Source organism: Micromonospora aurantiaca ATCC 27029, from assembly GCF_000145235.1.
GTDB classification, from domain to species: Bacteria; Actinomycetota; Actinomycetes; order Mycobacteriales; family Micromonosporaceae; genus Micromonospora; species Micromonospora aurantiaca.
Map to the genome: position 1 here is coordinate 5021940 of NC_014391.1, position 13855 is coordinate 5035794.

Consider the following 13855-nt stretch of genomic DNA (forward strand, 5'->3'; position numbering starts at 1 on the left):
GCGGATCAGCGGCAGGATGCCGGTGACCAGCCGTCCGGCGGCGGCGCCGACCTCGGCCGGGTCACCGGCGCGCAGCCCGAGGCAGAGCAGCATGTCGTGGCGGTAGCCGGACGGGGCGACCGGCAGGTCCAGCGCAGCGGCCAGGGCGGCCCGGCGGGACACCACGCGCACGCTCGGGTTGGCCGGCCGCAGCACCGAGGGGCAGAGCCGGGCCAGGTCGGCCGCGGCGAGCCGGACCCCGACCGGGTCGTCGGCCACACGGGCCGCGGCGACCTTGCCCAGCGTCGCGATCAGCTCCTCCAGGCGCGGCTCGTCGGCGGGCTGGCAGAGCACCGGCAGGTCGATCCGGCGGCGCCATTCCGGTACGGCCCACAGCAGCCGGGCGGGCGCGGTGACCGGGAGGCCGAACGCCCAGTCGGCGGGCTGGCCCAGCCGGCGCACCCACGAGCGGACGTCACGGGCGGCCACCGACACGTGCACGAGGCGACCGGCGAACTCGGTCAGGTACGCCCGCCGGGCCGCGTACGGCGTGCCGCGGCGGGACGCGGTCTGCCGGGCGCCCGTGCCGGCGGTCCGTCCGTCGTCGGCGACCACGAGCACGTCCACGTCCACGTCGCTGTGCTCGGTGGCGGCCCGCCGGGCATGGCTGCCGCGCAGCATGATCCCGACGACCGGCCGGTCGGCGGCCTGCCGCAGGCGGGCGGCCCAGTCGTCGAGGAACGCGGTGTCGGGCAACTGCGCTGGACCCACGGCGCCATGGTGCCGAAATCCGATCTTCACCGCAATGACCGTTGCCGGACCCACTGTCCGCCACTGGGGCGTTCAGCCTGATTCCTCCTCGGCCCGGCGGTACGCGTCGATCTTGTGTTCGAGGACCTTCAGGTCCTCCTCCAGCTCGGCCATCCGGGCCAGCACGCGGGCCCGGTGCGCCTCGAACAGCGCCCGCCGCGCGCCGAGCGTGCTGTCCCCGTGCCGGGCCAGTTCGGCGTAGCGGCGCATGTCGCGAACCGGCATCCCGGTGCGCCGCAGCCGGGTGAGCAGGAACAGCCAGTTGACGTCGGACTCGGTGTAGCGCCGGCGGCCCGACGAGTCCCGCCCGACGCGGCCCACCAGGCCCTCCTGCTCGTACCAGCGCAGCGTGTAGGTGGTCAGGCCGACCCGTTCCGCCGCCTCACCCACGGTGAGGCTCATCTCCCGCGTGCTGATGTCCACGCCCTCCAGGCTTCCAGTTCGAGCACACTCGAAGTCAAGTCCCTCATTGCCAGGCGCACGCAATTCACCTACCGTTGAGTTCAACGGGTGATGAATTGATGGAGGCGAGCATGGACGACGCGGTGTCGGTCCGCGAGCTGGTGGTCGACCGGGGCGGGCGGCGGGTGCTGCACGGCATCAGCTGCGAGGTGCCCCGGGGCACGGTGACCGGGCTGCTCGGGCCCAGCGGCAGCGGCAAGACCACGCTGATGCGCGCGGTGGTCGGCGTGCAGACGGTCGGCTCCGGCACCGTCGACGTGCTCGGCCGCCCGGCCGGCTCGGCCGACCTGCGCCGCCGGGTGGGCTACCTGACCCAGGCCCCGAGCGTCTACGCCGACCTGACGGTGCGGGAGAACGCCCGCTACTTCGCGGTGCTCCAGGGCCGGGGCCGCGCCGAGGCCGACCGCGCGGTGGCCGACGTAGGCCTCGCCGAGGCGGCCGACCAGCTCGTCGGCACGCTCTCCGGCGGCCAGCGCAGCCGCGCCTCGCTCGCCTGCGCGCTCGTCGGCGAACCCGAGCTGGTGATCCTCGACGAACCGACAGTCGGCCAGGACCCGGTGCTGCGGGCCGACCTGTGGGCCCGGTTCCACGCCATGGCCGCGAACGGCACCACGCTGCTGGTCTCCAGCCACGTGATGGACGAGGCCGCCCGCTGCGACCGGCTGTTGCTGATCCGCGAGGGACGGCTGGTCGCCGACGACACCCCGGCCGCGGTCCGCGCCGCCACCGGGACCGACGACCTGGAGGAGGCGTTCCTGCGCCTGATCCGCGACGCCGAGGGAGAGGCGCGATGAACGGACGGATCCTGGCCGCCACCACCGGGCGCATCCTGCGCCAGCTCCGGCACGACCGGCGGACCGTGGCGCTGCTCGTGGTGGTGCCGTCGGTGCTGCTCACGCTCGTCTACTTCATGTACGTCGACCAGCCCGCCCCGCCCGGCGGGCCCAGTACGTTCGACCGGGTGGCCCTGATCATGCTGGGCTTCTTTCCGTTCATCATCATGTTCCTGGTGACCAGCATCGCCATGCTCCGCGAGCGCACCACGGGCACGCTGGAGCGTCTGCTCACCACGCCGCTGGGCAAGCTCGACCTGCTGTTCGGCTACGGCATCGCGTTCGGCCTGGCCGGGGTGCTTCAGTCCACAGTCGCCTCGGTCGTCGCGTACCGGGTGTTCGGGCTGGAGACCGCGGGCAGCGCGTGGCTGGTCGTGCTGATCGCCGGGGTGAACGCGGTGCTCGCGGTGGCGCTCGGGCTGTTCTGCTCGGCGTTCGCCCGCACCGAGTTCCAGGCGGTCCAGTTCATGCCGGTGGTGGTGGCGCCGCAACTGCTGCTGTGCGGCCTGTTCGTGCCGCGCGGCGAGATGGCCGGCTGGCTCCAGGCGGTCAGCGACGTGCTGCCGCTGTCGTACGCGGTCGAGGCGTTGCAGGAGGTCGGCGCGCACGCCGAACCGACCGGGACGATGTGGCGGGACCTGGCGATCGTGGCCGGGGCGGCGGTGGCGGCGCTGGTGCTGGCCGCCGCGACGCTGCGCCGGCGCAGCGGGTGAACGCGCGGCGCACCGGGCGGCGGCCCGGCACTCCGGACACCCGCGAGGCCATCCTCGCCGCGGCGCGGGAGGCGTTCGCCGAACGCGGCTTCGACGCCGCGTCGATCCGGGCCATCGCCGCCGCGGCCGGCGTGGACCCGGCGCTCGTGCACCACTACTTCGGCGGCAAGGAGGAGCTGTTCCGGGCCGCGACGGCGTTCCCGGCCGACCCGGGACGGCTGCTGCCGGCGGTGCTCGCCGGCGGCCCGGACGCGCTCGGCGAGCGGATGGTCCGGGTGTTCCTGGAGGTCTGGGACTCCCCCACCGGCACGGCGGCGGTGGCGCTGCTGCGGTCGGCGGTGAGCAACGACTGGACCGCGCGCCTGCTGCGCGAGTTCCTGGTCACGCAGGTGCTGCGCCGGGTGCTCGACCAGCTCGACGTCGACCCGGGGCAGCGCGCGCTGCGCGGCGGGCTGGTCGCCACGCAGCTCGCCGGGCTGGCCATGATGCGGTACGTGCTCCGCCTCGACGCGATCGCCACCGCCGAGCCGGCGACGCTGGTGGCAGCCATCGGCCCGACGGTCCAGCGGTACCTGACCGGCGACATCACCTGAGCCTCCCGGCCGCCGGCTCCGGCAGCCGGGACGGCGCCGCTCAGGCCGCGGCCCGGGGGCAGAGCATCGGGTGCAGCAGGCGGGAAAGCTCCGCCACGTCGGCGACGGGCCGCGGGAAGGCGAGCCGGGCCCGCCGGGTCGCGCCGGGCCGCCCGTGCGCGACCAGCAGCCCGTACCTGTCGATCCGGACCACCCGGGGAACCTGGTCGCCGGGCAGGGCGAGCCGCCGCCGCAGGTAGTCGCCGACCTGCTCGGCGTGGTGGTCTGCCAGGTCGGCCAGCAGGTCGGCCTCGACCGGGTGCAGCGGGTCGGGCTCGGCCTCCGCGAACGCCTCCGGGTCGACCCGGCGCACACGCCCGGCGCGCTCCCAGCGGGCCTCGGCCACCTCGAAGCGGTGCAGGTGGAACCGGCGGCCCACGTCGAGCAGGTCGCCGACCGGGTCGGTGGCGGCGAAGTCGACCGCCGCGTCGCGCGCCTCGTCCCCGTCCAGCCGGGCGGCCCAGCCGGACACCCAGGCCCGGCCGAGCGAGGGCGCCCCGGCCGCGGGCGGCAGGTCGAGCACGTCGAGCACGGTGGCCACGTCGGTGTCGCCCGCCGGCGGCACGAGCGCCGCGGCCAGGTCACTGACCACGGGTACGAGCAGCAGCACCCGCCCGTCCGGGTCGACGGCGTGCCGGACCTGGTGCGGGCCGGGATGCCGGGCCAGGTGGACGAGGGCGGGCAACCGGCCCGCGACCAGGGTTCGCACGATCTCCGCCGGGCTGGGCCGCATGATCCCGACCTCCTCAATATAGGTTAGGCTTACCTAAGAAGCAGGCTAGACGATCGGAGACGTCGACGTGAACCACCCCCGGCCCAAGGCCCGGCTCTCCCGCGCCCTCGGTATCCCGCTGACCCGCAAGTGCGTGCGGTACTTCGAGCGGCGCCCCTATCCCCCGGGCGTGCACGGCCGGTCCCGCCGCACCACCTCCGACTACCAGGTGCGGCTGCTGGAGAAGCAGCGGCTGCGCCACCAGTACAACGTCAGCGAGGCCCAGCTGCGCCGGTTGTTCGACGAGGCGGCCCGGGGCGCCGGCAAGACCGGCGAGACGCTCGTCGCGCTGCTGGAGCGGCGCCTCGACGCGGTGGTGCTGCGGGCCGGGCTGGCGCGCAGCGTCTACCAGGCCCGTCAGCTCGTCGCGCACGGCCACATCACCGTCGACGGGCGCAAGGTCGACCGGCCGTCGTACCGGCTGCGTCCCGGCCAGGTGGTCGGCGTACGCGAGCGCAGCCGCGCGCTGCCGCCGTTCCAGCTCGCCGCCGCCGGCGCGCACGCCGACGCCCAGCCCCGGCCGTACCTGTCGGCGCAGCCGGCCGAGCTGCGCGCCACGCTGGTGCGCGAACCGGCCCGGCACGAGGTGCCGGTGGTGTGCGACGAGCAGCTCGTGGTGGAGTTCTACTCCCGCTGACCGGTTACCGGGTCTGCTCCAGCCCTGGCGGACCCGCCAAGATCAGCGGGTCTGCTCCAGCCCTGGCGGACCCGCCAAGATCAGCGGGTCTGTTCCAGCCAGGAGGCGTACAGCAGGGCGTAGACCGAGTCGGTGTCGCGGACCAGCTCCTCGTGCGGGCCGCGCTGCACGATCCGGCCCCGGTCCACCACGATCACCTCGTCCGCCGCCTGCGCGGTGGACAGCCGGTGCGCGATGGCGAGCGTGGTCCGGCCCCGGGTCACCGCGTCGAGCGTCCGTTGCAGGCGGACCTCGGTGGCCGGGTCGACAGCGCTCGTCGCCTCGTCCAGCACCAGCAGGTCCGGGTCCGCGACGTACGCCCGGGCCAGCGCCACGAGCTGCCGCTCCCCGACGCTCAACGCCTCCCCGCGCTCGCCGACCGGCGTGTCCAGCCCGGACGGCAGCCCGTCCAGCCAGTCGGACAGGCCCAGCTCGCCGAAGGCGGCGGTGAGCCGCTCGTCGGTCAGGTCGGGGCGGGCGAAGCGGACGTTCTCCCCGACCGTGGCGTCGAACAGGAAGCCGTCCTGCGGCACCATCACCACCCGGGAGCGCAGCGAGTCGAAGCGCACCTGCCGCAGGTCGACCCCGGAGAGCAGCACCGCGCCCTCGGTCGGGTCCATCAGGCGGGTGAGCAGCTTGGCGAACGTGGTCTTGCCGCTTCCGGTCTCGCCCACCACCGCCACCCGGCTCTTGGCCGGGATGTCCAGCGTCACGTCGTGCAGCACCGGCGGCCCGCCCGGGTAGGCGAACGTCACGCCGGCGAACCGGGCGTCCAGCGGCCCCGGCGGCAGCTCCCGCCCCTGCTCGCCGGGGTCGGCCACGTCCGGGGAGACGTCCAGCACGTCCAGCACCCGGCGCCAGCCGGCGATCGCGTTCTGCGCCTCGTTGAGCACCTCGGTGGCGATCTGCACCGGCTGGATGAACAGCGTGACCAGGAACAGGAACGCGGTGAGCTGGCCGACCGACAGCGTGCCGTCGACGCCCAGGCTGACCCCGACCACCACCACGCCGGCCAGCGCCAGCCCGGCGGCCAGCTCCCCCACCGAGCTACCCATGATGCTGATCCGGATGGCCCGCTGCTGGGCCACCCGCTGCCCGTCGATGGCCGTGTCCAGGCGCCGCGCGGTGCGCCCGGCGATGCCGTACGCCCGGATCACCGGCGCGCCCACCACGCTCTCGCCGATCGCGCCGAGCAGCGTGCCGGTGCGCTGCCGCACCAGCCCGTACGCCCCGGCGAGGCGGCGCTGCAACTGCCGGATCACCAGCACCGCCGGCGCGAACGCGACGAGCACCACGAGCGTCAACTGCCAGGAGTACGCGAGCATCACGGCGGTGGTGACCAGCAGCTGGCCCAGGTTGACGATGAGGATCACGCCGCCCCACTGGAGGAACTGGGTGATCTGGTCGACGTCGCTGGTGACCCGGGAGACGAGCGAGCCGCGCCGCTCGGACTGCTGGTGCAGCATGGACAGGTCGTGCACGTGCCGGAACGCCCGGGTGCGCACGCCGGCCAGCGCGGTCTCGCTGACCGTGAACAGCCGGCGCATCATCAGGTAGCCGCAGATGGTGGTGACCACCAGCACCCCGGCGGTGATCGCCACGGTGAGCGAGATGACGTCCAGGTCGAGCCCGCCGACGATGCCGTGGTCGATGCCGCGCTGCACCGCCACCGGCACGGCGACCCGGCCGACCATGTAGACCAGCGCCAGCGCCAGCGTGCCGGCGAGGCCGGTGCGCAGCTCCGGGGAGAGCGCCAGCCCGCGCCGCAGCGTCTGCCAGGTGGTCTCGGTGCTCTCGGTGTTCTCCCCCGTGGTCGTACTCACCGGTCCACCTCGATCTCCAGGCCCGAGGTCAACGGCGTGACCTCGTCGTACGTCCGATTCTGCTCGCGCTCCTGCTCGGCCTGCTCGTACGCGGTGACCAGGTCGGCGTAGCCGGGCACGGTGGCCAGCAGCTCGGTGTGGGTGCCGCGGGCGACCACGCGGCCCTGCTCCACGTAGATCACCTCGTCGGCGAGCGCGATGGTCGCCCGGCGGTACGCCACCACCAGGATCGACGCCGGGGCGCCGCCGTCGGTCGGCGCGCGCAGCCCGGCCAGGATGGCCGCCTCGACGCGCGGGTCGACAGCGCTCGTGGCGTCGTCGAGCACCAGCAGCCGGGGGCGTCCGGCGAGCGCCCGGGCGAGCGTGAGCCGCTGGCGCTGCCCGCCGGACAGCGACGTGCCCCGCTCGCCGACCATGGTGTCCAGCCCGTCCGGCAGCGCGGCCACGAAGCCGTCCGCCTCGGCCAGCCGCAGCGCCGCCCACACCTCGTCGTCGCCGATGCCGGCGCGGTCGAGCGCGATGTTGGCCCGGACCGTGTCGTCGAAGACGAACGGCACCTGCGCCACGAGCGCCACCGTGCCGGCGAGCGAGGCGGCGGTCAGCTCCCGCTCGTCCACGCCGTCCAGCGTGACCCGTCCGGCGCCCGGGTCGACCAGCCGCACGGCCAGCGACGCGATCGTCGACTTGCCCGCGCCGGTGGGCCCCACCAGGGCGACCGTCTTCCCGGCCGGCACGGTGAACGTCACCTCGCCGAGCACCTGGGCCCCGGGCAGGTGCGCCTCGGCCGGCTCGTACGCGAAGTGCACGTCGTCGAAGGCGAGCGTGGCCGGCTCGCGGGTGGCCGGGTCGAGCGTCCTCGTGCCGTACGGCATCTCGCCGGTGGCGTCCAGCACCCGGCGGACCCGGTCCCAGCCGGCGACGCTGCGCGGCAGTTCGGCCAGTACCCAGCCGATGGCGCGGACCGGGAAGGCCAGCACGGTGAACAGGAACGCGACGCTGACCAGCTCGGTCACGCTGATCGCGCCCTGCCGGTACCGGATCGCGCCGACCACCAGCACGGCGAGCGTGCCGAGGCTGGGCAGCGTCTCCAGCAGCGGGTCGAACACGCCGCGCAGCCGGCCGACCGAGATCAGCGCGTCGCGCAGCTCACCGGCGCGGGAGGCGAAGCGGGCCGTCTCCTGCGCCTCGCGGCCCATCGTCTTGACCACCAGCGCGCCGTCGAAGCTCTCGTGCGCGATGCCGCTGACCTCGGCCCGCAGCCGCTGCGCCCGGGCCTGCCGCGGCGCCATCCGGCGGGAGTAGACCACGTTGAGCGCGAACAGCGCGGGGAACACGGCGAGGCCGACCAGGGCCAGCGCCCAGTCGGTGAAGAACAGCGAGGCCACCGCGCCGACGAGCATCACCAGCGTGCCGACCGCGAACGGCAGCGGCGCGATCGGGTACCAGGCCGCCTCCACGTCGGAGTTGGCGTTGGACAGCAGCGTGCCGGTGGAGTTGCGGTGGTGCCAGGCCAGCGGCAGTTCCAGGTAGCGACGGGTGACCCGGCGACGGTAGGCGGCCTGGAGCCGGTACTGCATGTAACCGGCGCCGAGCCGTCGGCCGAAGATGCCGACGACGCGCAGCACGCTGATGCCGAACAGCGCCGTCGCGGCCAGCGCCAGCGCCCCTTCCGCCACCTCGCCGCGCTCCACGGCCGGCACGACCACGTCGCCGACCACCCCCCCGACCACGTACGCGCTGGCGATAACCAGGAGGCCGAACAGCACGCTGCCGCTGACCGCGACCGCGAAGATCCGTGGCTGTTCCCGGATGGCCCGGCCGAGCACCCGTAGCCCCCTGCCGAGCACGTCCCGACTTGTCCCGCTCGCCACGCTCTCCCCCGCCGTAAGCCGCAGTTTTCTCCCCCATCCTTACCGCTCGCCGCCGGTCCCGCCGACCCGGCCGGGATATGTCCGCCGTCACGTTCCCGCCGGACCCGGCTGGAGGGCGGCCGGAACCGGTCCGGCGGCGCGGTCCCGCCGGGCGTGGCGCGCCGATCGGCCGGAACGAGCCTACGATCGGGCCATGCCGCGGTACGCCCGAGCGGAGCGCGAGGCGCTCGCCGACCTGATGCTGGAACTGGGACCGGACGCACCGACTGTCAACGAGGGGTGGACCACCCGTGACCTGGCGGCGCACCTGCTGGTGCGGGAGCGCCGGCCGGACGCGGCGGGCGGGATCCTGCTGCCGCCGCTGCGCGGCTACGGCGAGTCGGTCCGCCGGCGCATCGCCGCCGGGCCGTACGCCGACCTGATCGCCCGGGTACGCCGTCCCCCGGTGTGGAGCCCGGTCAGCAACCCGCTCACCGACGAGCTGGCCAACGGGATGGAGTTCTTCATCCACCACGAGGACGTGCGGCGCGCCCGGCCGGGCTGGCACCCGCGCGACCTGCCCGCCGGGCAGCAGGCGGTGCTGTGGAAGCGGGCGTCCCTGCTGGCCCGGATGGCGCTGCGGCGGTTCCCGGCCGAGGTGCTGGTGCAGGCCCCGGGGCACGGCGAACTGCGGGCCGGCGCCGGCGGCGAACGGCTGCGGGTGGTGGGCGCGCCGGGCGAGCTGGTGCTGTTCCTCACCGGACGGCAGCGGGTGGCCCGGGTCCAGGTGGACGGTCCGGCCGATCGCGCCGAACGTCTGCGTACCGCCGAGCTGGGCTTGTGACCGAGGGTGTGCAGCCGATCGCCGGCTGACAGTGGACAGTGGACACCCGAACGTCGATAACGGTTACGTCCTCCCGTACGCTCCTGCGCACCGGCCCGACCCCGCGGGGCGGCGGACAGGGGGACGACGATGCGCGACTTCGCCCTCTCGGCACTGCACGAACCGCCCTTTCCCTCCCGGCGTCACCCCGCCGCCGACCAGGCGGCCGCGGAGAGCGCCGCCTGGGTACGTGACTTCGGCCTGGTGGAGGACCAGGCCGGCCGCCGGCGGCTGGCCGGAGCGCACGCGGCGGAGCTGGCCGCTCGCGCCTGCCCCGAGGCGTCGCCGTACGGGCTGCGCCTGCTCACCGACCTGATCAACTGGCTGTTCGTGGTGGACGACGCCTGCGACGACGACGGGCTCGGAGCGACGCCCACGCTGCTGGCGCCGACGCTCGCCGCGCTGCTGGCGGTGCTCGACCGGCACGGCGACCCGGACGCGCCGGCGCCCGCCGACGGCGGGCCGATCGCCCTGGCGCTGCACGACCTGTGCCGGCGGGCCCGCGGCCGGGGCCGGCCGGCCCACCTGCTGCGCCTGGTCAGCCAGTTGCGGGAGTACCTGCTGGCGCTGCTCTGGGAGGCCGCCAACCGGGAGCGCCGGCGGGTGCCGGGGGTGGCCGAGTACACGCAGATGCGCCGCCACACCGGCGGGGTGCGCCCCAGCTTCACGGTGACCGACCTGGCCCGCCCGTCCGCGCCCCGCGCCGACCAGCGGGTCGCACCGGCGCTCACCGCCCTGGACACCCTCGCCACCGACCTGGTCTGCTGGTGCAACGACCTGTTCTCCTACGGCAAGGAGCGCGGCGCCGCCCCGGAGGCGCACAACCTGGTCACCACGATCGCGGGTGAGACCGGGCAGGACGAGTCGGCGGCGCTGTACGCAGCGGCGGACCGGTTCAACAAGGCCCTCGCCACGTACGCGGAGCGGGACGCGGCGCTGAGCGTCGTGGCCGACGAGGGGATGCGGGTCTTCCTGGACACCCGCCGGGACTGGATCAGGGCCACCTACGACTGGTCCCGCGCGGCCAGCCGGTACGCCTGAGCGGTTCCAGCAGGCGGGACCGGTGGCGACTCGACCGATCGGGGCTAGCCGCTGGCCGGGTGCAGGCAATACCCTTCGGTAACCGCAGACCGGCGTGACCCCCGTCACGTCCCTCCACCCCTGAAGGCGGCTACAGCGATGGCTCTCGATGTACCGTACCGTTCCGTACCGGACATGTTCCTCAAGCGCGTGGCGGACTCCCCCGACCGGCACGCCTTCGCCCACCCCGCACCCGACGACTCGGGCCCGGTCTGGCTGACGTGGGAGCAGGTCGGGCAGCGCGCCAAGGCGATCGCCGCCGGGTTGCACGGGCTCGGTGTCGGCCTGGAGAACCCGGTCGCGATCCTGGCCAACACGCGCCTGGACTGGGTGCTCGCCGACTTCGGCATCATGTGCGCCGGTGGGGCGACCACCACCGTCTACCCCACCACCGAACCCGACGACGCGGTCTACATCATCGCCGACTCCGGCTCGAAGGTGCTGTTCGCGGAGAACCCGGCCCAGGCGGCGAAGATCGCCGGGGCGGACCTGCCCGCGCTGACCCACGTCGTGCTCTTCGACGGCACGCCCGACCCGGCGGCGGCCGTCCCGCAGCTCACCCTGGCCGAGCTGGAGGAGCGCGGCGCCGCCGCGCTGAGCGCCGAACCGGACCTGATCGACATGCTGGTCGCCGGCATCGGCCCGGACCACCTGGCCACGCTGATCTACACCTCGGGCACCACCGGCCGCCCGAAGGGCGTGGAGTTGCTGCACGGCGGCTGGTGCTGGGAGGGCGTGGCGCAGGCCGAGCTGGGCCTGCTGCGCGTCGACGACCTGCAGTACCTGTGGCTGCCGCTGTCGCACTCGTTCGGCAAGACGCTGCTCTGCGGCGCCACGCACGTCGGCCTGCCCACGTACGTCGACGGCCGGGTGGACAAGCTCGTCGACCTGCTGGGCGTGGTGCAGCCGACGCTCATGTGCGGCGCGCCCCGGGTCTTCGAGAAGGTCTACAACAAGGCGGTCACCACCGCGCAGGGCGCGGGTGGCGCCAAGGCCAAGATCTTCGCCTGGGGCGTCGGGGTCGGCAAGGAGAAGGTCGCGCTGGAGCAGGCCGGCAAGCCGGTCCCGGCCGGGCTGCGGATGAAGTACGCGCTGGCCGAGAAGCTCGTGTTCAGCAAGCTCCAGGCCCGGCTCGGCGGCCGGATGCGGGTGCTGGTCTCCGGCGCGGCGCCGCTGAGCAAGGAGATCGCCACCTTCTTCGCCGCCGCCAACCTGCCCATCTCCGAGGGCTACGGCCTGACCGAGACCAGCGCGGGCGCGTTCGTGAACCCGCCCGACGGGCTGAAGATCGGCAGCGTGGGCCGGGCCATGGGCGACCTGGAGTGCCGGATCGACACCGACGGCGAGGTCCTGCTGCGCGGCAAGCCGGTCATGCGCGGCTACCACAACCTGCCCGAGGAGACCGCCGCCGCGTTCACCGAGGACGGCTTCTTCCGCACCGGTGACATCGGCACGCTCGACGCCGACGGCTACCTGCGCATCACCGACCGGAAGAAGGACCTGGTCAAGACGTCCGGCGGCAAGTACGTCGCGCCGTCGCACATCGAGGGCATGTTCAAGGCGGTGTGCCCGTACACCTCACAGGCCGTGGTGATCGGGCAGGCGCGCAACTACTGCACCATGCTCGTCACGCTGGACCCGGACGCGATCAAGGGCTGGGCCGCCGGCACCCCGCTGGAGGGCAGCGACTACACCACGATCGTCACCTCGCCGCAGGCGCGGGAGATGGTCGAGGGGTACGTGGCCGAGCTGAACGCCAAGCTCAACCGCTGGGAGACGATCAAGAAGGTGACGATCCTCCCCCGCGACCTGACCATCGAGGACGGTGAGGTCACGCCGTCGCTGAAGATCAAGCGCCGCAGCGTGGAGACGAACTTCGCCTCCGAGATCGACAAGATGTACGAGGGCACGCTCGCCGAGCTGTAGCCCGTACCGCCACACGGTCGCGCCGGCCGTGCCCCACCGTCCCGGGGCACGGCCGCACGCCGTTCACAGGTGCCCCCGCCGCCACCGGCTCTGTTCGGCCTCGGCGGCGATCTGCTCCTCCAGCGCGAGCCGGCGTACCCGGCGCCGGAGGCCGTCCTCGCGGCGCGTCTCCCAGGTGACACCGGCGCCGGTGATCACCGCGAGCACACCGAGCGCGATCAGCTCCGGGATACGGAAGACGAACGGGCCGACCACGGCCAGCGCCACCACCGTGAGCAGCAGCGGCCGGTGCACCTCGCGCAGCGCGAGCCACCAGCACCCGGCGAGGCTGAGCAGGTGCAACGCCACCCCGCCGAACAGGATCGCGCCCCAGAAGTCGCCCAGCGGCAGCCCCCAGGTGGGCGTGGCCGGGTCGGCGGCCTCGGCCAGCAGATCCTTGAGGCCGAGCGCGTAGAGGATGATCCCGGCGACCATCGGCAGGTGCATGAACGTGTAGACGTCCCTGGCCAACCGGAGCCGGGTGGCCTCGTCCCGGGCGTGGTGCAGCGCCTGTTCCAGCGCGAACGCGAGCGTGTCGAAGTACGCCCACCACAGCGCCGCGACGACCACGATGCCGAGCAGCGCCGACACCGCCACCGGCCCGGTCAGCGGCAGCCCGTGCTTCGGGCCGAAGCCGAGGGCGATGATCGACTCACCGAGCGCGACCAGCACGATCAGCGCGTGCCGTTCGGCCCAGTGCCCGGCCGAGACCACCACCCACCACTGACGGGCGAGCGTCACCCCGCCGACGTACTCGACGAGCAGCGCCAGCGTCCAGAGCGCCAGTTGCAGCGGGATCGCGAACCGCTCCTGCGGCAGCCGCGTCGGCACGGTTCCGGCGATGACCAGCAGCACCGTGGCGGCGGCCGGGAACGCGGCGCGCAGCAGAAGCCGGCGGCGCCGGACCGGGTCGGCGCGGTCCACCCAGCCGAAGACGGTGAGCTGGGCCATCCGGATCACGAAGTAGCAGCCGGCGAAGACCAGCGGGCCGGGCAGCCCGCCGGGGAGGTCCTCGAACGCGCTGGGCTCGCTGAGCACCAGCAGGAACGTCGCCGCCACCGTGACGAAGCCGACCAGCGGCAGCATGCCCTGGTCGGCGCGGAAGAAGTTGCCCATCCGGGCGAAGCCGGTCCACGACCACCAGAGCAGCGCCAGCACCAGCAGGAAGCGGTAGAGGTTGGCCGGCGTGAGTTCCGAGGCGGTGAGCGTGGTGACGTTCAGGAACGCGAAGACGAAGACCAGGTCGTAGAAGAGTTCCAGCCGGGTGGTGCGGGATCCCGGGGCGGCGGACCGCACGGTCCACGACCGCCGGACTCCCCTCCCGTTCCCCACTGGGGCAGTGTGCGGGCACCGTCCGTCCCGCAGCCGTCGTTCGGC

General features: G+C 74.0%; 12 protein-coding genes and 1 pseudogene. 7 read left to right on the plus strand and 6 right to left on the minus strand.

The genetic code is table 11. The annotated features are described in order from the left end of the window. Positions 1–18 precede the first annotated feature (18 nt). Positions 19–660, minus strand: a pseudogene (locus MICAU_RS33200) (phosphoribosyl-AMP cyclohydrolase); the annotation flags it as partial. Between the two features lie 162 nt (positions 661–822). Continuing rightward, complete coding sequence (locus tag MICAU_RS22055) at positions 823–1212, minus strand: MerR family transcriptional regulator (protein WP_013287558.1); 390 nt, start codon at positions 1210–1212, stop codon at positions 823–825. A 110-nt stretch (positions 1213–1322) separates the two neighbouring features. On the opposite strand from MICAU_RS22055, the gene MICAU_RS22060 reads away from it, so the two are divergent. Genes MICAU_RS22060 through MICAU_RS22070 form a run of 3 tightly spaced genes read left to right on the plus strand, consistent with a single transcriptional unit; the run spans position 1323 to position 3390 of the window. Continuing rightward, positions 1323–2045: an ABC transporter ATP-binding protein gene (locus MICAU_RS22060; protein WP_013287559.1), complete on the plus strand. Its 723-nt coding sequence runs from the start codon at positions 1323–1325 to the stop codon at positions 2043–2045. Further along, complete coding sequence (locus MICAU_RS22065) at positions 2042–2797, plus strand: ABC transporter permease (protein ID WP_013287560.1); 756 nt, start codon at positions 2042–2044, stop codon at positions 2795–2797. The genes MICAU_RS22060 and MICAU_RS22065 overlap by 4 nt, the downstream gene beginning before the upstream one ends. After that, positions 2794–3390, plus strand: coding sequence for a TetR/AcrR family transcriptional regulator (locus MICAU_RS22070; protein ID WP_013287561.1), 597 nt, complete (start codon positions 2794–2796; stop codon positions 3388–3390). Before MICAU_RS22065 ends, MICAU_RS22070 begins: the two co-directional genes overlap by 4 nt. Before the next feature lie 40 nt (positions 3391–3430). Here MICAU_RS22070 and MICAU_RS22075 read toward each other — a convergent pair whose 3' ends face one another. Then, complete coding sequence (locus tag MICAU_RS22075) at positions 3431–4162, minus strand: DUF2470 domain-containing protein (protein ID WP_013287562.1); 732 nt, start codon at positions 4160–4162, stop codon at positions 3431–3433. 67 nt (positions 4163–4229) lie between these two features. On the opposite strand from MICAU_RS22075, the gene rpsD reads away from it, so the two are divergent. Next, positions 4230–4838 (plus strand): 30S ribosomal protein S4, encoded by a 609-nt coding sequence (gene rpsD / locus MICAU_RS22080; RefSeq protein ID WP_013287563.1) that lies wholly within the window; start codon positions 4230–4232, stop codon positions 4836–4838. Between the two features lie 80 nt (positions 4839–4918). On the opposite strand, the gene MICAU_RS22085 is transcribed toward rpsD, so the two are convergent. Both MICAU_RS22085 and MICAU_RS22090 read right to left on the minus strand, forming a co-directional pair. Further along, positions 4919–6700 carry an ABC transporter ATP-binding protein gene (locus MICAU_RS22085; protein ID WP_013287564.1) on the minus strand — a complete coding sequence of 594 codons (1782 nt, stop codon included), beginning with the start codon at positions 6698–6700 and terminating at the stop codon, positions 4919–4921. Continuing rightward, positions 6697–8547: an ABC transporter ATP-binding protein gene (locus MICAU_RS22090; RefSeq protein ID WP_041799077.1), complete on the minus strand. Its 1851-nt coding sequence runs from the start codon at positions 8545–8547 to the stop codon at positions 6697–6699. Before MICAU_RS22090 ends, MICAU_RS22085 begins: the two co-directional genes overlap by 4 nt. A gap of 217 nt (positions 8548–8764) precedes the next feature. Between MICAU_RS22090 and MICAU_RS22095 the strand changes: the two genes are divergently transcribed. The 3 genes from MICAU_RS22095 (at position 8765) to MICAU_RS22105 (ending at position 12439) form a co-directional block, all read left to right on the plus strand. Next, complete coding sequence (locus tag MICAU_RS22095) at positions 8765–9394, plus strand: TIGR03085 family metal-binding protein (RefSeq protein ID WP_013287566.1); 630 nt, start codon at positions 8765–8767, stop codon at positions 9392–9394. Between the two features lie 129 nt (positions 9395–9523). Continuing rightward, positions 9524–10474, plus strand: a complete 951-nt coding sequence (locus MICAU_RS22100; protein ID WP_013287567.1) for a terpene synthase family protein — start codon at positions 9524–9526, stop codon at positions 10472–10474. A gap of 138 nt (positions 10475–10612) precedes the next feature. Beyond that, the gene (locus tag MICAU_RS22105; protein WP_013287568.1) at positions 10613–12439 is read left to right on the plus strand and encodes an AMP-dependent synthetase/ligase; all 1827 of its coding nucleotides are present in this window, start codon (positions 10613–10615) and stop codon (positions 12437–12439) included. Between the two features lie 63 nt (positions 12440–12502). Here the strand turns inward: MICAU_RS22105 and MICAU_RS22110 are convergent, their stop codons facing one another. After that, positions 12503–13774: a low temperature requirement protein A gene (locus MICAU_RS22110; RefSeq protein ID WP_013287569.1), complete on the minus strand. Its 1272-nt coding sequence runs from the start codon at positions 13772–13774 to the stop codon at positions 12503–12505. Positions 13775–13855 lie beyond the last annotated feature (81 nt).

Coding starts and splice junctions, on each gene's coding strand:
- MICAU_RS22075 (WP_013287562.1), bottom strand. CDS start 4,162: ATGCGGCCCAGCCCGGCGGAGATCGTGCGAACCCTGGTCGCGGGCCGG.
- MICAU_RS22065 (WP_013287560.1), top strand. CDS start 2,042: ATGAACGGACGGATCCTGGCCGCCACCACCGGGCGCATCCTGCGCCAG.
- MICAU_RS22105 (WP_013287568.1), top strand. CDS start 10,613: ATGGCTCTCGATGTACCGTACCGTTCCGTACCGGACATGTTCCTCAAG.
- MICAU_RS22060 (WP_013287559.1), top strand. CDS start 1,323: ATGGACGACGCGGTGTCGGTCCGCGAGCTGGTGGTCGACCGGGGCGGG.
- MICAU_RS22100 (WP_013287567.1), top strand. CDS start 9,524: ATGCGCGACTTCGCCCTCTCGGCACTGCACGAACCGCCCTTTCCCTCC.
- MICAU_RS22095 (WP_013287566.1), top strand. CDS start 8,765: ATGCCGCGGTACGCCCGAGCGGAGCGCGAGGCGCTCGCCGACCTGATG.